Raw genomic sequence first — 20,281 nt, 5'->3', positions numbered from 1 at the left:
CCGGGCAGCCGGCCGCTGCATACGGTCGAGCTGACCGTCCGACGACCCATGAGGAACACGATGACCCAGCTCAGCGACGGTGCCGACCGGCTCGCCGTCCGCGTCGACGACCGGGTGCTGACCGCCGTACCGGACTACGTCCTCGGCCTGATCGCCGTACCGGCGGGGGAGGTCGTGCCGGAGCACCCGGTGGTGGCCGCCCTGCTGACCGCCGCCGAGGACGCGCTGCACACCGCAGGCCTCGACAAGGCGGGCGTGGCGGAGCTGCCCGGCATCGCCGCGTGGCGGGAGGCGTACCGGGCCGTGGGGGTGAACCCCAACCGGTTCCCGTGCGCCGCCGAGTCGATCGCCCGACGGGTGGCCAAGGGTGACCGGCTGCCCCGGATCAACTCCCTGGTCGACCTCTGCAACAGCGTCTCGCTCGGGTCGGCGCTGCCGGTGGCCTCGTGCGCGGTCGCCGGCATCGCCGACCTCGTCGTCCGGCCGGCCGACGGCACCGAGACCTACCTGCCGCTCGGGGCGCCGGACGAGCCGGAGCGCCCCGAGCTGGGCGAGGTCGTCTACGCGGACGCGGACGGGCGGGCGCATTCGCGGCGGTGGAACTGGCGGCAGGGCCACCTGGTCCGTACCGACCTGGGTCGGCACCGGCTGCTGCTCACCGTCGAGGCGACCCACCCGGGCGGTCGGGCGGACGTCGAGGCCGCGCTGGCCCGGCTCACCGCCGCGCTCGACGAGCTGACCGGTGCGGCGTCGCCGGCCACGGCCCGCCAGCAGTTGGTGCTCGACCGGGCGGCCGCCACGGGCGTCCTGTTCACCGCCCCGGTCGGCGACCCGTCCCCCGGCGAGCTGGGCGGCGTGTCGCTCAGCCCCGCCGGCAGCCCCGGAAGGACCCGTCCGTGAACCGCTCGATCCTGGTCGTCTACCGACCGGCGGCCGGCCGCTACGCCGCCCAGTTCCGCAGCGTGGTCGCCGCGGCGGCTGAGCTGGGCGTCGCCGCCGTCGCGTTGATCCCCACCGGCCAGCCGGCCGCCGAGGTCGCCGGACTGCCCTGCTACCGGGCGGACCTCGACGACCCCGAGGCCGTCCGGTCCGTGGTGGCGGAGATCGTCGCCGCGCACCCGGTCGAACGGATCTTCCCGCTCTTCGAGGGGGACGTCCTGACCGCCGCGCGCTGCCGGCGGGACCACGGCATCCCGGGCCTCGACCCGGAGCAGGCGCTGACCTTCCGGGACAAGAACGTGATGCACCGCCGGGCCACCGAGCTGGGTGTGCCGGTCGCCCGCTCGTGCCGCCCCGACACCGTCGGCGCGGTGGCCGAGTTCGCCGCCGAGGTGGGGTACCCGGTGGTGGTCAAGCCCTACGCCGGCTGGGCCTGCGGGGACACCCACCGGCTCGATTCGGCCGAGGACCTGGACCGGGTGTGGCCGCTGGTCGCCGACGCCCGGCACGACTACCGGGTGGAGGAGTACGTCCGGGGCGTCGAGTATCACGTCGACTCCCTGCTGTGCGACGGCGAGGTGGTCTTCGAGCAGCTCTCCCGGTACACGTACTCGATTCTGGAGTTCCGGGACGAGCCCGGCGGCACGGTCTCCCGCAAGCACGACCTCACCCCGGCCGAGCGCCGCATCCTGGCGGCCAACGGCACCGTGCTGCGCGGCTTCGGGATGCGGACCGGCGTCGCCCACGTGGAGTTCTTCCTCCGCGACGAGGGCGAGGTGGTGTTCGGCGAGGCGGCGGCCCGGGCCGGTGGTGGCTCGATCGTCCCCGCCATCCAGGCCGGGCGGGGGATCAACCTGGCGGGCGAGTGGTGCCGCCTGGAGCTCGACCCCGGGCACATGCCGGCCGCCACGCTCGGCCCGGAGATCGGCACCGAGTACCTGTGCTCCGACCGGTACGGCCGGATCACCGCGATCACGACCGCCGAGGAGCTTCGGGCGCTCGACTCGGTGCTCGACGCCGACGTGTGGAAGAGCGTCGGCGACGTGCTCGCCCCGCCGACCGCCTCCAACGACGTCCTCGGCTGGTACGTCTGCGAGGGGCGGGACTTCGACGACGTGCGCGCCCGGTTCAAGACCGTCCGGGACTCCTTCCAGGTCCGCACCGCACCGGTGGACGTCGCCCCGGCCGGGGCCGCCGATCCGGCCGGGACCGACACCCCCGGGAGTGCCGGGCCGGCCTGACCCGGCCGGTCCCGCGTACGCCCCACCACCCTGGAAGGAGACCGACGCCGTGTGGCTGAACCGCTTCAAGGCCCTGCCGCGCCCGCTGCGGATGCTGGTCCTGGCGTCCTTCATCAACCGCGCGGGGATGTTCGTCTTCCCCCTGCTCGCGGTCTACCTGGTGCAGAGCCGGCACCTGGGTGCCGGTGAGGCCGGGGTGCTCATCTCCGTCGGCAGCACCGGCCTGCTCGTCGGGAGCCTGCTCAGCGGCCCGGTCTGCGGACGGGCCGGCCGGCGGGCCGCGCTGGTGTCCAGCCTGCTGCTCAACGCGGCCGGCTACCTCGGCCTGGCCGTGCTCGACGGGCCACCGTGGACGTACGCGGCCATGCTCTTCGTCGCGCTGGTCGGGATGGGGATGTTCGCCCCGGCGGCGAACACGCTGATCGCCGACCTCGCCGAACCCGACCAGCGGCCGTTCGCGTACACGGTCAGCTACATCGCCAACAACCTCGGCATGGGGGTCGGCCCGCTGCTCGGCGGTCTGGCGGCCGCGTACTCCTACCAGCTGATGTTCGCCGGCGACATCCTGCTCGGCCTGATCGCGGCGGCCACCATCCGGATCTGCGTACCGGCGGACACCCGGCGCGGGGCGGCCGTGCCGACCGCGACCACCCGGCGGGCCGGACTGCTGCGGGACTTCGACGTGGCGGTGCTGGTGCTGGTCTCCTTCTGCTACGTCGCACCGCTGATCGGCCTCGAATACACGCTGCCCCTCGCGGTCACCACCGTGCTGCACTCCTCGGTCGCCGTGGTGGGCGCCGTCTACACGATCAACAGTCTGGTCGTGGTGAGCGTCGGCATGCTGATCGAGAAGCGGATCAAGGCGTACCCGACCCGGACCCTCCTGATCGCGGCCGGTCTGCTCTGGTCGACCGGCATGGCGATCCTGGTGGTCGGCTTCTCCCTGCCCGCCGTGCTGCTCTCCACCGCGGTCTGGACCGTCGGGGAGATCATCGCCTCGGTGGTGGTGCCCACGTACATCGCCGACCACGTGGAGGAGCGGCGGGTCGGCGGCTTCATGGCCCTCAACGGTTTCGTGCTCAGCGCCGCCCGGCTCGTCGTACCGATGGGCCTCGGCTTCGTCTGGCAGGCCCACGGGCACCGTCCCGTCCTCCTGCTCCTCCTGCTGACACCGGTGGTCGGTGTCGTCGCCTTCGCAGCGCTGCGGGTGCGACCCACGGCCCGGCCGCTGCCGGCCGCGACCGAACCGGCCACCGCCCGTCCCTGATCCGTCCACCCCTCACCGAAAGAGACCGATGACCGCGACGAAGTTCGTCCTGCCCGACAGCGACATCCCGACCACCTGGTACAACGTGGTTCCCGACCTGCCCAAGGGGCTGCCCCCGATGCTCCATCCGGGCACCCGGGAACCGATCACCGAAGCCGACCTCGAACCGCTCTTCGCGGCCGGGCTGATCGCCCAGGAGTTCTCCACCGAGCGGGACGTCGACATCCCCGGGCCGGTGCTCGACATCTACCGGCAGTGGCGGCCGAGCCCGCTGGTCCGGGCCCGCCGGCTGGAGCAGACCCTCGGCACCCCGGCCCGCATCTACTTCAAGTACGAGGGGGTCAGCCCCGCCGGGAGCCACAAGCCGAACACCGCCGTGCCGCAGGCGTACTACAGCAAGCAGGACGGCGTGACCCGGCTGACCACCGAGACCGGCGCCGGGCAGTGGGGCAGCTCGCTGTCGATGGCGTGCGCCTACTTCGACCTCGAGTGCGAGGTCTTCATGGTCCGGGTCAGCTACGACCAGAAGCCGTACCGGCGGGGCCTGATGGAGACGTTCGGCGCGTCGGTCACCGCGAGCCCGAGCACCCGTACCGAGGCCGGCCGGGCGGCACTCGCCGCCGACCCGGACTCGACCGGCAGCCTGGGCCTGGCCATCTCCGAGGCGGTGGAGGCGGCGCTGCACAGCGGCGGCGCGGCCAAGTACGCCCTCGGCTCGGTGCTCAACCTGGTGCTGATGCACCAGACGATCATCGGCCAGGAGGCGCTGCTCCAGCTCGACATGGCCGACGACTACCCGGACATCGTGGTCGGTGCGGCCGGCGGCGGCTCCAACTTTGCCGGGCTGGCCCTGCCGATCCTGCGCCGGCAGCTCGACGGCGGCCCGACGGTTCGGTTCGTCGCCGTCGAGCCGGCCTCCTGCCCGTCCCTGACCGAGGGCAGCTACGACTACGACTTCGGCGACACCGCCGGCCTCACCCCGCTGACCAAGATGCACACCCTCGGCCACGACTTCCGTCCGCCCGCGATCCACGCCGGCGGCCTGCGCTACCACGGCATGGCGCCGATCGTCAGCGCGCTGCGGGACATCGGCCTGATCGAGGCGCGGGCGGTGCCGCAGACGGCCTGCTTCGAGGCCGGCGTGCTCTTCGCCCGCAGCGAGGGCATCGTGCCGGCACCGGAGTCCACCCACGCCGTCCGGGTGGCGGTGGACGAGGCGCTGCGCTGCCGGGAAACGGGCGAGTCGAAGGCGATCGTCTTCTCGCTCTCCGGGCACGGCCACTTCGACATGCAGGCGTACATCGACTACTTCGCCGGAAAGCTGACGGATTGATCTCGCCGAGGTGGGCGCGGTGCGGCGCCCACCTCGACGACGAGCAACGGGGGTTGCCATGCACAGCGAAGCAGTGACCATCCTCGCCATCAACGGCTCCGAGCGGGCGGGCGGCAACACCGATATCGCCGTGGAGCACGCCGGCCGCCTGATCGCGGAGCGGGGTGCGACCCTGCGCACCATCCGCCTGCGCGACCACCGGATCTCGCCGTGCAGCCCGTGCGGCGACTGCAACAGCCGTACGACGCCCTGTCAGGTGGACGACGACGTCCCCGCCCTGGTGGAGCAGATGGTCCGGGCCGACGGGCTGATCTACGCCGCCCCGGTGCACGGGTTCGGCCTGGCCCACCTGATGCAGGTCTTCATCGAACGGGTCGGCGTCGGCTACCTGCGTTTCACCCGTCCGCTGGCCGACAAGGTCGGCGGCATCATCGTCACCGGACGGCGGTACAGCGACTCCTCGGTGCACAACCAGATCGTGAACAACCTGCTGCTCAACCGGATGATCCTGGTCGGCAGCGGCTTTCCCGTCCTGTTGCGCAACACCACCGGCACGCCCGGTCTCACCGACACCGAGGGCGTCGACGCGCTGGAGCGGATGGTGCACCGGATGCTCGACATGGTGCAGCTGCTCAAGCGGCACCAGCGTGTCGCGGGCGGTCCGGTGCTGCCGCAGCGGGACCCCAACGAGCGCATTCCGCGACCTCGCCGGAGCGGATCCGTCCCGAACAGAGGAGATATCGAAATTGTCCACTGAACAGGTCGCCCCGCCGGTCGGCATCGACTTCCCCGGGGCCGAGTGGGAGAAGTGGAACAAGCCGGGCGCGGAGGGTCGCGTCAAGATCGCGTACGTCGGGGGCCGCCGGCTCCGCCTGCTGGAGCTGCCCCCCGGCTTCGACGAGCACGAGTGGTGCCTGCGCGGCCACACCGGCTACGTCCTGCAGGGCGAGTTCACCATCCACTTCAAGGACCGGTCGGTGCCCTGCCGCCCCGGCATGGGCTTCGTCATCCCGGACGACGAGGAGCACCGGTCGCAGGGCAGCCACGCCGAGCCCACCGTCGTCTTCGTGATTGACGAGGTTCCCCAGCCGTGAGCGACCAGCACCCGGTCGTGGCACCGGCCGGCTCCACGCCGGCCGGCGCCGCCGAGGGCCCGACCCGGATCGCCGCGCTCCGGGCCCGGATCGACGGGCTCGACCAGCGCATCGTCGAGCTGCTGGCGGAGCGCACCCGGGTGGTCCGGGAGCTGACCGTCCACAAGACGGACGAGGCCGCCGTACGGTCGCCGGACCGGGTCCGCCAGGTCCTCGACCGGGTCCACGACCTGGCCGAACGGCACGGCATGCCGCCGGCGGTCGCGGTCGGCACGTACCGCGCCCTGATCGAGGAGCTCACCCGGATGCAGCTCGAGATGATGGACGCCCGGCGCGCCGAGCCGGCGGCGGGGGAGCGATGACCGCCCGCCCGCCGGTCGACCTGCGGCACGCCCTGGCCACCCTCGACCTGCTGCCGGGCGAACTGGTCCGGGTCGGCGCGGAACTACCCGCCAGGTACGGCGTCTCCGCCCACTACGCCCGCTGGGCCGGGGCGCCCGCGGCGCCGCCCACCGGCCCCGGCCCGGCGGTGCTCTTCGACCGGGTACGGCCCGACCACGGCCCGGCCCGGGCCGTGCTGATGGGCCTCTACGGCACCCGTCGGCGGGCCGCCGGCCTGCTCGGCTGCACCCCGGCCGAGCTGCCGCGGCGGCTCCTCGCGGCGGTGGCCGCGCCTCGCCCGCCGGTGCCCGCCACCGACCCCGCCCGCTGGCCGCGCGGCACGCTCCCGCTCGACCTGACCGCGCTGCCGGTGCCGGTCCTCACCGAGGAGGACGCCGGGCCCTACCTGACCCTGGGGGCAGTGCTCGCCACCGACCCGGAAACCGGGGTCCGCAACCTGTCCGTGCACCGAATGTGCGTCCAGGGCCCCGACACGCTGACCATCTGGATGGTCCCCGGACGCGACCTCGAACTCGCCCACCAGGCCGCCCTGCGCCAGGGCCGTCCGCTGCCGGTGGCGATCCACCTCGGGCTCGGCCCGGCGGTGCTGTTGTCGTCCTGCTGCCCGACGTCGCTGGTGCCGCCCAGCGTCGACGAGCTGGCGGTGGCCGGCGCGCTCGCCGGGCAACCGGTGGAGCTGCTGCCGTGCCGGACGGTCGACGCCGAGTTCATCGCGCACGCCGAGTACGTGCTGGAGGGTGAGCTGCTCGCCGAGCGGGCGCCGGAGAGCCGGCACGGCGAGGTGGCCACCCCGGAGTTCCTCGGCTACCAGGGCCGGGCGCACCCGTCGCTGCCGCTGGTCCGGGTCACCGCCGTCACCGCCCGGGAGAGCCCGATCTTCCAGGCGGTCTCCGGCCCCGGGCACGAACAGTCGGTGCTGCTCGGCTTCGGCATGGAGGCCGCGGTGCTGGACCTGCTGAACCGCCGGGGCACCCCGGTACGGGCGGTGAACTGCCACACCGCCGGCGGCGGCCAGCTGATGGTGGTGCTCCAGTGGCCGGCGAAGCGCGATCCCGGGGACGACGCGGCGGTACTCGCGTCCGCCGAGGCGGTGGTGGAGGAGTTCCGGATGGCGAAGCTGGTGCTCTGCGTCGACGAGGACGTTGACGTGGAGTCGGACCAGGACCTGTGGTGGGCGATGGTGACCCGGTTCCAGGCCGACCAGGACCTGCGCGTGCTGCCGGACCGGGAGGGTTTCCCGCTCGATCCGAGCCAGCACACGGGCTACTCCCGGGCGATCTCCGCCGACGGGCGGACCGCGAAGGCCGTCTTCGACTGCACCGTGCCGTACGCGCAGCGGAGTCGGTTCCGCCGCCCCCGGTTCACCGAGCCGTCACTTCCCGTACCGCGGCGGCCAGGAGCGCCACTCCCTCGGTGATCCGGGCGGTGGGCAGCGCCGCGTACCCGATGAGGAAGGTCGGTTCGGTCGGCGGCTCGGTCACGAAGTAGCCCGAGGCCGGGTAGACGCGGACGCCCCGGGTGGCCGCGGCGCGCACGATCTCCGCCTCGGCGGTGTCGGGCGCGCCGCCGAGGGTGACCAGCACGTGCAGCCCGGCCGCCGCGCCGGAGATCCGCACCCCGGCGCCGAAGTGCTCGTAGAGCGCCTCCAACAGTCGGGCGCGGCGTTGCCGGTAGAGGCGGTCCATCCGGCCGATGTGTCGGGCGTACGCGCCGGAGGCGATGAACTCGGCCAGCGCCTCCTGGGGCACTGTCGGGGTCAGCCGGTCGGTGATCCACTTGATCCCGAGGAAGGGCCGGACCAGGTGCGGCGGCAGCACCGTGTACCCGATCCGCAGCGACGGGAAGAGGGTCTTGCTGAAGCTGCCGACGTACGCCACGTCAGCGTCCTGCGGGTCGGCGGCCAGCGCCGGCAGCCGCTCGGCGGCGAAGGTGAACTCGTTGTGGTAGTCGTCCTCCAGCACCGTCGCCCGATGCTCCCGGGCCCAGCGCAGCAGCGCCCGCCGCCGCCGTTCGGACATGATGAACCCGGTCGGGAACTGGTGCGACGGGGTGACGTAGATCAGGCGTACCCGGGCCGGGTCGTGACCGTGGGCGCGGACCAACTGCTCGATGTCGTCGACCCGCAACCCCTCCGCGTCGACCGGCACCGGCACCACCGCAGCCCGGGAGTAGCCGAAGATCTGCCGCAGCACGGTGTGGCTCGGATCCTCGATCACCACCACGTCGTCCGGGCCGACCAGCAGCCGGACCAGGATGTCCATCGCCTGGGTGGCGCCGCTGGTGACCAGCGTGTGCTCCCGGGCGGCGTCGAACGCCCGGCTGCGCCGCAGCAGCGCGGTGATCTGGGCGCGCAGCGCCGGGGAACCCTCGGCCGGGCCGTACCCGAGTGCGGCGACGTCGGCCCGGCTGACCGCCTCGGCCAGCGACTGTCGCCATCGGGTGACCGGGAAGCTGGCCAGCGCCGGGGTGCCGTGCCGGAAGTCGTACGCCCCGCCCGGCTGCTGCATCGGGGCCGGCTCCCACGGCTTCCACAGCGGACTGCCGTCGTCGGTGGGCAACGGCGGCTCGGGGCGTAGCGGGGCCCGGTCGGGCCGCCCGGCGGGCGGCGCCGGCTCGGGCAGGGTGCCGCCGACCCGCGTGCCGGATCCCCGCCGGGACGTCAGCACCCCGTTGGCCCGCAGCAGCTCGTACGCCCGGGTGACCACCGTGCGGGAGACGCCGAGCTGGTGCGCCAGCTCACGGCTGGGCGGCACCGAGTCGCCGGGGCGCAGCCGTCCGGCCCGGACGGACCCGCTGATCTGCTCGCAGAGCTGCTGCTGCAACGGCATCGTGCTGTCGCGGTCAAGCACGATCAGAAGCTGGGACGAACCCACCCGCGCACGCTCCCCCGATCGACGCCGCTCCGAGTCTAGCCGCGCGGCACCCGGTCACATCCGTTCGACGGTCCGGATGCCGAGCAGGTGCAGCCCCTGCCGCAGCGTCCGGGCGGTGACGTCGGCGAGCACCAGCCGACTCTCCCGCAGCTCGCCGGAGGCGCGCAGCACCGGGCAGCGCTCGTAGAAGGCGCTGAACGTGCTGGCCAGCCGGTGCAGGTAGCCGGCCAGGTGGTGGAACTCGAGGGTCCGCTCCACCTCGGCGACCACCCCGGCGAAGCCGAGCAGCTCGAACGCCAGCGCCCGCTCCGCCGGTTCGGTGAGCAGGATCTCCGCGTCCGGCCGCACGTCCGTCCCGGCCCGCCGGAACACCGACCGGATCCGCGAGTACGCGTACTGGAGGTAGGGCGCGGTGTTGCCGTCCAGGGAGAGCATCCGCTCCCAGTCCAGCACGTAGTCCCGGGCCCGGTCGGTGGCCAGGTCGGCGTACTTGATCGCGCCGATGCCGACGGCCCGGCCGATCTCGGCGGCGGCCTCGGCGTCCAGCTCGGGGTTCTTGGCCCGGGCCAGCTCGGTGGCCCGGGCGACCGCCTCCTCCAGCAGCCCGACCAGCTTCACCGAGCCGCCGGCCCGGCTGCGCAGCATCCGCCCGTCGGAGCCGAGGATGGAGCCGAAGCCGAGGTGCACGGCCCGGGTCGGCGGGCGCAGCCACCCGGCGGCCTCGGCGACGGCGAAGACCATCGCGAAGTGCTGCCGCTGCGGCAGGCCGACGACGTAGAGCAGCCGGGTCGCGCCGAGGTCGTCGGTCCGGTGCCGCAGCGCCGCCAGGTCGGTGGCCGGGTAGCCGTAACCGCCGTCGCCCTTGCGCACGATCAGCGGCAACGGCTCGCCGTCCCGGCCGGTGAACTCGGGCGGGAAGACGCAGTCCGCGCCGTCGCTGGCGCGCAGCAGCCCGAGCCGGTCCAGCTCGTCGACGACCCCGCCCAGCCGGTCGTTGTAGGCACTCTCGCCCCGGAAGTCGTCCCGGGTCAGCGTCACGTCGAGCAGCTCGTACACGGTCAGGAAGTACCGCTCGGACTGCTCCACCAGCAGCCGCCACAGCCGCAGCGTCCGCTCGTCGCCGCCCTGCAACGCGACCACCCGCTGCCGCGACCGCTCCCGGAACGCCTCGTCGGCGTCGAACTTCACCCGGGCCGCCTTGTAGAACGAGTCGAGGTCGCCCATCGACAGCTCCTGCGTCGCCTCGGCCTCCCCGAGGTCGACCAGGTGCTCGATCAGCATCCCGAACGGGGTGCCCCAGTCCCCCAGGTGGTTGACCCGCACCACCCGGTGTCCGAGCCAGTCGAGCAGCCGGACCGCGGCGTCGCCGATGACCGTGGAGCGCAGGTGCCCCACGTGCATCTCCTTGGCCACGTTCGGCGCCGAGTAGTCGACCACCACGGTCTCCGGCGCGGGCGCCACCGGCACGCCGAGCCGGTCGTCGCCGGCCAGCCCGGAGACCAGCGCGGCCAGCGTCCGGTCGGCCACCGTCAGGTTGAGGAAGCCCGGCCCGGAAACCTCCGCGGCCGCGCAGACGTCGTCCAGCTCGGCGTGGTCCAGCACCGCCGCGGCGATGTCGCGTGGCGGGCGTCCGAGCCGCCGGGCCAGCGCCAGCGCCGCGTCGGACTGGAAGTCCGCGCGCGGGGAGCGCCGCACCAGGGGGTCGACCGGGCCGCCGGCCACGGTCGCGAACGCCGGCGCCAGCCGGTCGGTGAGCAGCCTTTCAAGATCCATGGGTACGCCGATCTCGCTCGGATCCGCGCGGTCACGCGGATCTGGACACGGGAGGATGCGGGCGGACCGAGGACGATCGGCGATGACCGGCGGCTCGATCCGCCGGTCGCAGGGAAATGGTCAGCGCGGGCGGGCGACGGATCGCCGGCGTCGCTCCGCACCGACCTGGACGTCACAGGACGGTCCGGTGGTGTGGGCAGGCGCGCTGGTCATGTCGGAGAGCCTAGCGGGCCGGCCGGCGACGCGTACACCGTGTTCCCCGGCCGGCCCGGTGGCCGTACCGTCGCCGTCAGGCAGTGGCGGCGGCCTTGCGGGCGCGCTCGGCCCGGCGCCGCACCTGCTGGTACGCCCCGGTCAGCCCCATCGCCCGGCGGACCTCGACGACGGTCCGGCGGACCTGCTCACGGGTCCGCTCGGTGCCGTCCACGATCAGCTGGTCGACCAGGCCGGCGTCGGCCTCGATCCGGGCGCGGCGCTCCCGGATCGGATCGAGGAACCGGTTCAGCGCCGCCGCCAGGGCCTCCTTGACCTCGACGTCGCCGACCCGCCCGGCCCGGTAGCGGGCCGTGAGCTCCCCCACCGCCGCGCGGTCCGGGTTGAACACGTCGTGGTACGCGAAGACCGGATTGCCCTCGACGGTGCCCGGCACGTCGGCGCGGACCCGGTTCGGGTCGGTGTACATGGCCATCACCTTGCGGCGCACGGTCGCCGCGTCGTCGGCGATCGCGATGGCGTTTCCCCTGCTCTTGCTCATCTTTCCCTGGCCGTCGGTGCCGACCAGGGTGGGCGTGTCGGAGGCGATCATCTCCGGCACCGGGAAGACCTCGCCGTACAGGTGGTTGAAGCGGCGGGCGATCTCGCGGGTCACCTCGACGTGCGCCGCGTTGTCCTTGCCGACCGGCACCACCTGCGCCTTCACGCAGAGAATGTCCGCCGCCTGGAGTACGGGATAGCCGAGCAGGCCGTACGGGATCTCCGCGCGGCCGGCGTCCCTTGCCATCTCCCGCACCGACGGCACCCGTTCCAGGCGCGGCACGGTCACCAGGTTCTGGAACAGCGTGTTCAGGTCCCCGACCTCCGGGATGGCGGACTGGAGGTAGAACGTCGCCCGGGCCGGGTCGACCCCGCACGCCAGGACGTCGGTGACCATCTCCCGGGCGTTGCGGGACACCTGGGCGATGTCCTCGCGGCGGTGGCGGGTGGTCAGCATGTGCAGGTCGGCGATGATGAAGTAGCTCTCGTACCGCCGGTGCAGCGCCACCCGGTTGGCGATGCTGCCGACGTAATGACCGAGGTGCAGCCGCCCGGTGGGGCGGTCCCCGGTGAGCATCCGTGCAACGGACATGGTGATGGCCTTTCGTGCCGAGGATTGACGGGACGCGCACGCGCGCGGGATCGACCCGGGGCGTGGTCGCCTGAGGGTCGGTGGGGTCGGCTCGTCAGAGCACGAACCGCCATCGCGCGCCGGCGCGGAACCGCAACCCACCGGCACGAAGCACGTCGAGGATCCGCTCCCGGCCGTCGCCGGGGCCGCTCGGAAAGGACGGCAGGAGGTCACGCGGGAGGCCGTCGACGGCCTCCGGCGTGAGGATGACCGGCCGGACCATGTGTCCACGGTAACCGCACCGACGCGGATCGTGGGGCCCGGCCGATCGGGTCAGCCCTTGCGGTAGCTCTCCTCGTAGTAGCTGCCCACCCGGCGGCGGTAGTCCGGCTCGCCGAACGCGTCCGGGTCGAAGGCCGGCGACTCCTTGACCTGCTCCCGGGTGCGGTCGACGTGCACCACCCGCTCCAGGTGGTCGACCCGGGCGATGGTGCCCACCGGCAGCAGCACCTTGCGGCCGAAGATCCACGGTCCGGTGTCCACCACCAGGTAGCGGGCGTCGGCGTCGTCGCTGGCCTCGTCGATCGCGCCGATCCGGCCGTCGGTGGCCTCCACCCGGTAGCCCACCAGGTCCACCGGGGTCCCCGGGCCGGGAGCGTCGGGCCCGTCGTGCTCCGTCCGCCGCCGGGGCTCCGCGCCGGGGTCCGCCCGGTCGTACCCGCCGGCGAGCGCCGCCGGATCGCGCCAGGTCCACGGGTTGAACGGCTGCATCTGCGGACACCTCCGATTCGTCGTCGTCCACCAGGAAGTGCCCCGCCCGCGCGCGCGGGAAACGGTACGGCAATTCTTCGTTCACGCGAATGCGCGCGGTGCGAAGTACGTCATATTCGGCGAGCGTCTATTTCCTCCACCGTCCGGCCGCTGCTCAGCGGCGCTGTGATCGTTTCCACGCACACCCGGCGGGGTGGGGCAGTGTCCACTTGGCACATTCGTCCGGCGGGTGCCGCCGACGATTCTGGTCCTGCATCCGGCAGCACCGAGAAAGGGGACGCAGATGTTTCGCACCATTCGGCGTATCGGAATCGTGACGGCCCTGGCGGTGGGTCTCGTCGGCGCCGGCGGGGCGTCGGCGCAGGCGGCGGTCAACCCGTACACCGCGCAGTCGCTCTGCGGTCTCGGCTACACCCAGATCGACCAGGACCCCATCCGCAACCAGACGGCCGGCGCTCGGCTCGGGACCGTGCACCTGCTCTACAACCCGATGACCGGGTACGGCTGCACGGTGACGGTGAAGGCGGCGTACGTCGGCATGCTGACCCGTACCCAGGTCTACCTCGCCGCCCAGTACCTGCCCACCCAGACCGACGACGGCAACCGGCTGTACGCGGCCGGCCCCACCCGCGCGTACGTCCGCGGTGGTTGCATCATCTGGGGCGCGCTGATGGCCGACCCGGACGGCACCGTGCACTACCACGACCGGGCGAACCCGGCGATCGGCGGCATCGGCACCTGCTTCTGACCGCTCCCGGTCCCCGGGGTCCGTGCTCGTCGCGGGTTCCGGGGACCGAGCGGCCGCCCCGCCGCACTCCGTTGGGCGGCCCACTGAGCTGCGGGTACCGGTCGGCCGGGCGTCGTCCGCTGGCATACTGACCAGCCATGGTGCTCTCCCGCGGCTGGTCGGTGTTCCTCGTGGCGGTCGGGGTGTGGAGCTGGGTGATCTGGCCCCGGTTCGCGGTCGCCATCTGGAACGACCCGCGCGCCTGGTCGACCGGCACGGTCGGCGACGGCACACCGACCGGCTTCCTCTGGGTGCACGCCCTGCTGATCGCGACGTCGCTGGCGATCGGCACCACCGTCGGCGTGCTCGGCGTACGCGGCTGGCTCGCCGCCCGCCGGCGGTCCGCCTGACCGGCCGGGTCCCCCACCGATTGAGGCCGCTCCCCGGCCCGTCAGCTCCGGGCGACCGGCGAGCGGCCTTCCGACCTCCCATCCAGCCCCGGAGCGCAGTCACTTCGCCAGCTCCGTGGTGCGGACCACCGGCTCCTTTTCCCTGGCCCGTGGTGCGGAACCACCCGGTCCCTCTCCCCATTGGGGGAGCGGCAGACCATCGGCCGTGAAGTCAGCTGCCTGGTCGGGCGCCGGGGGAGCTCGCCGCGCCGGGACCCATGCCGAGCTGAAGCGACGTCGCGCCTGGCCGGTCGCTCGATCACCCGCGGTGCCATGCCTTCAGCGGCGTCGCGGAATCTCGGGCCAAACCGGGCATTGCTACCCCTGTCGGCGGGGGACCGCGACCTCCGGTGGGCCGGCGCGAAATGCCTGACCTGCGGGGATAGTCGGGGGAAGATGATGTGACGGGGGACGCTTCCCCCGGATTTGACGATCAAACCCGCAGACGCGTAACTTTCTCTCTGCCAGCGCGGAACGGACGAAACAGGGCGAAAGACCTGAAGGCCGGAGCGCGGGAACGAGCTCCCGGCACCGAGGGTGGTACTCCTCGGAGCCCGGGACCGGGCGGTGCCCCCCGAAACGCTGCGAGGCGGATTTGGCGAGGCGGAACCGACCGGGTAAGGTTGTCGACCGGCAGGGCACCGGGCGAGCTTGCGGGAGACCGCAGCGGCCGGCCTGTCAAATCCGATGATCAAGCGCCCGCGGGTGACCGCTGCGTGCGGTCGTTGGCGCCAACCCGTACGAAGCGTGGTAGACCGGGACACACCGGTTGACACGGGGAAGACGGTGAGGTAACGTAGTAAAAGTGCCCGGCGCGAGAGCGGCGGTCACGACAGAGTGAAAATGCCCCGGGTCGGGGGTCCTCTTCGGGGGGTTTCCGGGCGGTGTGTGGTTGTTCTTTGAGAACTCAACAGGGTGCTTGAAAAGCCAGTGCCAATTATGATTTATACCCCGGACTGGTCAGGCTTTGTGTCTGGCTGGTTGGGATTCCTTTGGCAACACTTTTGTTGTCAGGACATGTTTTCAACAAGTTTTTGTTGGAGAGTTTGATCCTGGCTCAGGACGAACGCTGGCGGCGTGCTTAACACATGCAAGTCGAGCGGAAAGGCCCTTCGGGGTACTCGAGCGGCGAACGGGTGAGTAACACGTGAGCAACCTGCCCTAGGCTTTGGGATAACCCCGGGAAACCGGGGCTAATACCGAATATGACCTGGCCTCGCATGAGGCTGGGTGGAAAGTTTTTCGGCCTGGGATGGGCTCGCGGCCTATCAGCTTGTTGGTGGGGTGATGGCCTACCAAGGCGACGACGGGTAGCCGGCCTGAGAGGGCGACCGGCCACACTGGGACTGAGACACGGCCCAGACTCCTACGGGAGGCAGCAGTGGGGAATATTGCACAATGGGCGGAAGCCTGATGCAGCGACGCCGCGTGAGGGATGACGGCCTTCGGGTTGTAAACCTCTTTCAGCAGGGACGAAGCGTAAGTGACGGTACCTGCAGAAGAAGCGCCGGCCAACTACGTGCCAGCAGCCGCGGTAAGACGTAGGGCGCGAGCGTTGTCCGGATTTATTGGGCGTAAAGAGCTCGTAGGCGGCTTGTCGCGTCGACCGTGAAAACTTGGGGCTCAACCCCAAGCCTGCGGTCGATACGGGCAGGCTAGAGTTCGGTAGGGGAGACTGGAATTCCTGGTGTAGCGGTGAAATGCGCAGATATCAGGAGGAACACCGGTGGCGAAGGCGGGTCTCTGGGCCGATACTGACGCTGAGGAGCGAAAGCGTGGGGAGCGAACAGGATTAGATACCCTGGTAGTCCACGCTGTAAACGTTGGGCGCTAGGTGTGGGGGGCCTCTCCGGTTCCCTGTGCCGCAGCTAACGCATTAAGCGCCCCGCCTGGGGAGTACGGCCGCAAGGCTAAAACTCAAAGGAATTGACGGGGGCCCGCACAAGCGGCGGAGCATGCGGATTAATTCGATGCAACGCGAAGAACCTTACCTGGGTTTGACATGGCCGCAAAACTCACAGAGATGTGAGGTCCTTCGGGGGCGGTCACAGGTGGTGCATGGCTGTCGTCAGCTCGTGTCGTGAGATGTTGGGTTAAGTCCCGCAACGAGCGCAACCCTCGTTCGATGTTGCCAGCGCGTTATGGCGGGGACTCATCGAAGACTGCCGGGGTCAACTCGGAGGAAGGTGGGGATGACGTCAAGTCATCATGCCCCTTATGTCCAGGGCTTCACGCATGCTACAATGGCCGGTACAATGGGCTGCGATACCGTGAGGTGGAGCGAATCCCAAAAAGCCGGTCTCAGTTCGGATCGGGGTCTGCAACTCGACCCCGTGAAGTCGGAGTCGCTAGTAATCGCAGATCAGCAACGCTGCGGTGAATACGTTCCCGGGCCTTGTACACACCGCCCGTCACGTCACGAAAGTCGGCAACACCCGAAGCCGGTGGCCCAACCCCTTGTGGGAGGGAGCCGTCGAAGGTGGGGCTGGCGATTGGGACGAAGTCGTAACAAGGTAGCCGTACCGGAAGGTGCGGCTGGATCACCTCCTTTCTAAGGAGCACCTTCACCCGAAAGGGTGCAAGGAGCCCGCGCCATCCGAATGCGATGGTGGGGTGCTCAATGGCGGAGACACTGGCGAGTTCGTGCTCGGCAACGGCCGGGATCACCTAGTACAGCCACCTCGTGTGGTGGGAACGGAGTCCTGGTGCGGCTGAGGAGGAACGCAAAGCACCCTGTTGGGTCCTGAAAGAACAACCATCGGTTGTCTTTCAGAACCATGACCCCACCTGTGGTGGGGGACGGTTGCCAGGCATGGCCTGGCCTCGCATACCGCCGGCGGTTGGTCGGGCTGGTGTGGGGCGGATCGGGTTGTGGGTTGGTCGTTTGTTGAGAATTGCACAGTGGACGCGAGCATCTTTGTGGTCAAGTTGTCAAGGGCGAACGGTGGATGCCTTGGCACCAGGAGCCGATGAAGGACGTGGGAGGCCGCGATAGGCCTGGGGGAGCTGTCAACCAAGCTGTGATCCCAGGGTGTCCGAATGGGGAAACCCGGCACCAGTCATGTGGTGTCACCTGCACCTGAACACATAGGGTGTATGGAGGGAACGCGGGGAAGTGAAACATCTCAGTACCCGTAGGAAGAGAAAACAAATTTAGTGATTCCGTGAGTAGTGGCGAGCGAAAGCGGATCGAGGCTAAACCGGCTGCGTGTGATACCTGTCAGGGGTTGCGTGGTCGGGGTTGTGGGACCCCGCTGAACGAGCTGACACTTGTTCGAGGAGTTACAAAGTCAGTGGCTAGCCGAATGGTGTGGAAAAGCCAACCGTAGACGGTGATAGTCCGGTACGTGAAAGTTGCTGACCTTCTGTGGGTGTTCCCGAGTAGCGGCGGACCCCTGAAATCTGCCGTGAATCTGCCAGGACCACCTGGTAAGCCTAAATACTTCCTGGTGACCGATAGCGGACGAGTACCGTGAGGGAATGGTGAAAAGTACCCCGGGAGGGGAGTGAAATAGTACCTGAAACCGTTCGCCTACAATCCGTCGGAGCCTTGCGGGGTGACGGCGTGCCTTTTGAAGAATGAGCCTGCGAGTTAGTGGCATGTGGCGAGGTTAACCCGTGTGGGGGAGCCGTAGCGAAAGCGAGTCTGAATAGGGCGATTCAGTCGCATGCTCTAGACCCGAAGCGGAGTGATCTAGCCATGGGCAGGCTGAAGCGCGGGTAAGACCGCGTGGAGGGCCGAACCCACCAACGTTGAAAAGTTGGGGGATGACCTGTGGTTAGGGGTGAAAGGCCAATCAAACTCCGTGATAGCTGGTTCTCCCCGAAATGCATTTAGGTGCAGCGTCGCGTGTTTCTTGCCGGAGGTAGAGCACTGGATGGTCTAGGGGGCCCACAAGCTTACCGAAATCAGCCAAACTCCGAATGCCGGTAAGTGAGAGCGCGGCAGTGAGACTGCGGGGGATAAGCTTCGTAGTCGAGAGGGAAACAGCCCAGATCACCAGCTAAGGCCCCTAAGCGTGTGCTAAGTGGAAAAGGATGTGGGGTCGCATAGACAACCAGGAGGTTGGCTTAGAAGCAGCCACCCTTTAAAGAGTGCGTAATAGCTCACTGGTCAAGTGGTTCCGCGCCGACAATGTAGCGGGGCTCAAGCACACCGCCGAAGCTGTGGCATTCACATTTCAACCTCGCTTGGACTTGATTCCTTGTGCAGGTGTGTGGATGGGTAGGGGAGCGTCGTGCCGCGGGTGAAGCAACGGGGTGACCCAGTTGTGGACGCGGCACGAGTGAGAATGCAGGCATGAGTAGCGAAAGAAGGGTGAGAAACCCTTCCGCCGGATGACCAAGGGTTCCAGGGCCAGGCTAATCCGCCCTGGGTGAGTCGGGACCTAAGGCGAGGCCGAGAGGCGTAGTCGATGGACAACGGGTTGATATTCCCGTACCCGCGAAAGAGCGACCCTGACGAACCTCGCTGTGCTAACCACCCAAACCGGCGGCGACCTTCGGGTCAATGTCGGTGAGCGTGGGAACCTGGCGGGTAGTAGTCAAGCGATGGGGTGACGCAGGAAGGTAGCTGAGCCCGGCCGGTGGTTGTGCCGGGGTAAGCGTGTAGGCCGCACCATAGGCAAATCCGTGGTGCATGAAGGCTGAGACGTGATGCCGAGCCGATTCAGGTGAAGTCAGTGATCCTATGCTGCCGAGAAAAGCCTCTAGCGAGTTCTTAGCGGCCCGTACCCCAAACCGACACAGGTGGTCAGGTAGAGAATACCGAGGCGATCGGGCGAACTGTGGTTAAGGAACTCGGCAAATTGCCCCCGTAACTTAGGGAGAAGGGGGGCCGGAGACGTGAAGCCCCACGCGGGTGGAGCGTTGTATGGCCGCAGAGAGCAGGGGGAAGCGACTGTTTACTAAAAACACAGGTCCATGCGAAGAAGTAATTCGATGTATATGGACTGACGCCTGCCCGGTGCTGGAACGTTAAGGGGACCTGTTAGCTCTTCGGGGCGAAGCGGAGAACTTAAGCGCCAGTAAACGGCGGTGGTAACTATAACCATCCTAAGGTAGCGAAATTCCTTGTCGGGTAAGTTCCGACCTGCACGAATGGCGTAACGACTTCCCCACTGTCTCAACCACAGGCCCGGCGAAATTGCATTACGAGTAAAGATGCTCGTTACGCGCGGCAGGACGGAAAGACCCCGGGACCTTTACTATAGCTTGACATTGGTATCCGAATTAGCTTGTGTAGGATAGGTGGGAGCCGGTGAAGTCCATACGCCAGTATGGGTGGAGGCAATCTTGAAATACCACTCTGGTTGATTTGGGTATCTAACTTCGGACCGTTATCCGGTTCAGGGACAGTGTCTGGTGGGTAGTTTAACTGGGGCGGTTGCCTCCTAAAGGGTAACGGAGGCGCCCAAAGGTTCCCTCAGCCTGGTTGGCAATCAGGTGTTGAGTGCAAGTACACAAGGGAGCTTGACTGTGAGACTGACAGGTCGAGCAGGGACGAAAGTCGGGACTAGTGATCCGGCACTTGCGAGTGGAAGCGGTGTCGCTCAACGGATAAAAGGTACCCCGGGGATAACAGGCTGATCTTCCCCAAGAGTCCATATCGACGGGATGGTTTGGCACCTCGATGTCGGCTCGTCGCATCCTGGGGCTGTAGCAGGTCCCAAGGGTTGGGCTGTTCGCCCATTAAAGCGGTACGCGAGCTGGGTTTAGAACGTCGTGAGACAGTTCGGTCCCTATCCGCCGTGCGCGTAGGATACTTGAGAAGGGCTGTCCCTAGTACGAGAGGACCGGGACGGACGAACCTCTGGTGTGCCAGTTGTCCCGCCAGGGGCACGGCTGGTTAGCTACGTTCGGAAGGGATAACCGCTGAAAGCATCTAAGCGGGAAGCTCGCTTCAAGATGAGGTATCCCACCATCCTTGGATGGGTAAGGCCCCCAGCTAGACGACTGGGTTGATAGGCCGGAAATGTAAGCCCGGTAACGGGTTCAGTTGACCGGTACTAATAGGCCGAGGACTTGACTACAAAGCTGCTACGCGTCCACTGTGCAACTCCCGACAAACGAACAACACCCAGCGTTG

The 20,281-nt window shown here is 69.2% G+C and carries 15 protein-coding genes and 2 rRNA genes; 12 read left to right on the top strand and 5 right to left on the bottom strand.

Annotated features, from left to right (window positions below):
- The first annotated feature begins 48 nt into the window (after positions 1 to 48).
- The 8 genes from ACTWM8_RS29865 to ACTWM8_RS29830 are packed head-to-tail and all read left to right on the top strand — an operon-like array spanning position 49 to position 7,693.
- Positions 49 to 900 (top strand): B3/B4 domain-containing protein, encoded by an 852-nt coding sequence (locus ACTWM8_RS29865; RefSeq protein ID WP_446211837.1) that lies wholly within the window; start codon positions 49 to 51, stop codon positions 898 to 900.
- A complete protein-coding gene (locus tag ACTWM8_RS29860; RefSeq protein WP_446211836.1) occupies positions 897 to 2,180 on the top strand; it encodes an ATP-grasp domain-containing protein in 1,284 nt (427 codons plus the stop codon). The genes ACTWM8_RS29865 and ACTWM8_RS29860 overlap by 4 nt, the downstream gene beginning before the upstream one ends.
- A 49-nt stretch (positions 2,181 to 2,229) precedes the next feature.
- The gene (locus tag ACTWM8_RS29855) at positions 2,230 to 3,447 is read left to right on the top strand and encodes an MFS transporter (RefSeq protein WP_446211835.1); all 1,218 of its coding nucleotides are present in this window, start codon (positions 2,230 to 2,232) and stop codon (positions 3,445 to 3,447) included.
- Between the two features lie 28 nt (positions 3,448 to 3,475).
- Positions 3,476 to 4,780 carry a TrpB-like pyridoxal phosphate-dependent enzyme gene (locus ACTWM8_RS29850; protein ID WP_446211834.1) on the top strand — a complete coding sequence of 435 codons (1,305 nt, stop codon included), beginning with the start codon at positions 3,476 to 3,478 and terminating at the stop codon, positions 4,778 to 4,780.
- Positions 4,781 to 4,838: 58 nt separating this feature from the next.
- A complete protein-coding gene (locus tag ACTWM8_RS29845; protein WP_446211833.1) occupies positions 4,839 to 5,537 on the top strand; it encodes a flavodoxin family protein in 699 nt (232 codons plus the stop codon).
- Positions 5,527 to 5,874, top strand: coding sequence for a cupin domain-containing protein (locus tag ACTWM8_RS29840; protein WP_446211832.1), 348 nt, complete (start codon positions 5,527 to 5,529; stop codon positions 5,872 to 5,874). The genes ACTWM8_RS29845 and ACTWM8_RS29840 overlap by 11 nt, the downstream gene beginning before the upstream one ends.
- The gene (locus tag ACTWM8_RS29835; protein WP_446211831.1) at positions 5,871 to 6,236 is read left to right on the top strand and encodes a chorismate mutase; all 366 of its coding nucleotides are present in this window, start codon (positions 5,871 to 5,873) and stop codon (positions 6,234 to 6,236) included. Before ACTWM8_RS29840 ends, ACTWM8_RS29835 begins: the two co-directional genes overlap by 4 nt.
- On the top strand, positions 6,233 to 7,693 hold the full coding sequence (locus tag ACTWM8_RS29830; RefSeq protein ID WP_446211830.1) for a UbiD family decarboxylase: 1,461 nt from the start codon (positions 6,233 to 6,235) through the stop codon (positions 7,691 to 7,693). The genes ACTWM8_RS29835 and ACTWM8_RS29830 overlap by 4 nt, the downstream gene beginning before the upstream one ends.
- Here ACTWM8_RS29830 and pdxR read toward each other — a convergent pair.
- From pdxR to ACTWM8_RS29805, 5 genes are all read right to left on the bottom strand, one after another.
- Positions 7,638 to 9,125: a MocR-like pyridoxine biosynthesis transcription factor PdxR gene (pdxR, locus tag ACTWM8_RS29825; protein WP_446211829.1), complete on the bottom strand. Its 1,488-nt coding sequence runs from the start codon at positions 9,123 to 9,125 to the stop codon at positions 7,638 to 7,640. The two genes, ACTWM8_RS29830 and pdxR, sit on opposite strands and share 56 nt — an antisense overlap.
- Before the next feature lie 78 nt (positions 9,126 to 9,203).
- Positions 9,204 to 10,922 (bottom strand): arginine--tRNA ligase, encoded by a 1,719-nt coding sequence (gene argS, locus ACTWM8_RS29820; RefSeq protein ID WP_446211828.1) that lies wholly within the window; start codon positions 10,920 to 10,922, stop codon positions 9,204 to 9,206.
- A 289-nt stretch (positions 10,923 to 11,211) separates the two neighbouring features.
- Positions 11,212 to 12,267: a tryptophan--tRNA ligase gene (gene trpS / locus ACTWM8_RS29815; protein WP_446211827.1), complete on the bottom strand. Its 1,056-nt coding sequence runs from the start codon at positions 12,265 to 12,267 to the stop codon at positions 11,212 to 11,214.
- A gap of 94 nt (positions 12,268 to 12,361) precedes the next feature.
- On the bottom strand, positions 12,362 to 12,529 hold the full coding sequence (locus ACTWM8_RS29810; RefSeq protein WP_446211826.1) for a hypothetical protein: 168 nt from the start codon (positions 12,527 to 12,529) through the stop codon (positions 12,362 to 12,364).
- 50 nt (positions 12,530 to 12,579) lie between these two features.
- Positions 12,580 to 13,017: a PRC-barrel domain-containing protein gene (locus ACTWM8_RS29805; protein WP_446211825.1), complete on the bottom strand. Its 438-nt coding sequence runs from the start codon at positions 13,015 to 13,017 to the stop codon at positions 12,580 to 12,582.
- Positions 13,018 to 13,300: 283 nt separating this feature from the next.
- On the opposite strand from ACTWM8_RS29805, the gene ACTWM8_RS29800 reads away from it, so the two are divergent.
- The 4 genes from ACTWM8_RS29800 to ACTWM8_RS29785 all read left to right on the top strand — a co-directional run bounded on the left by ACTWM8_RS29800 (position 13,301) and on the right by ACTWM8_RS29785 (position 20,225).
- Positions 13,301 to 13,765 carry a hypothetical protein gene (locus ACTWM8_RS29800; RefSeq protein WP_446211824.1) on the top strand — a complete coding sequence of 155 codons (465 nt, stop codon included), beginning with the start codon at positions 13,301 to 13,303 and terminating at the stop codon, positions 13,763 to 13,765.
- Between the two features lie 137 nt (positions 13,766 to 13,902).
- Positions 13,903 to 14,154, top strand: a complete 252-nt coding sequence (locus tag ACTWM8_RS29795; protein ID WP_154941248.1) for an SCO4848 family membrane protein — start codon at positions 13,903 to 13,905, stop codon at positions 14,152 to 14,154.
- Between the two features lie 1,073 nt (positions 14,155 to 15,227).
- Positions 15,228 to 16,744, top strand: a 16S ribosomal RNA gene (locus ACTWM8_RS29790).
- Between the two features lie 370 nt (positions 16,745 to 17,114).
- Positions 17,115 to 20,225, top strand: a 23S ribosomal RNA gene (locus ACTWM8_RS29785).
- The 16S and 23S rRNA genes sit together here, the layout of an rRNA operon.
- Positions 20,226 to 20,281: the final 56 nt, after the last annotated feature.

This window comes from Micromonospora sp. IBSANI012, from assembly GCF_052814045.1.
The sequence above is the reverse complement of the archived record's forward strand: the minus strand, read 5'-3'. Positions and strand labels throughout refer to the sequence as shown.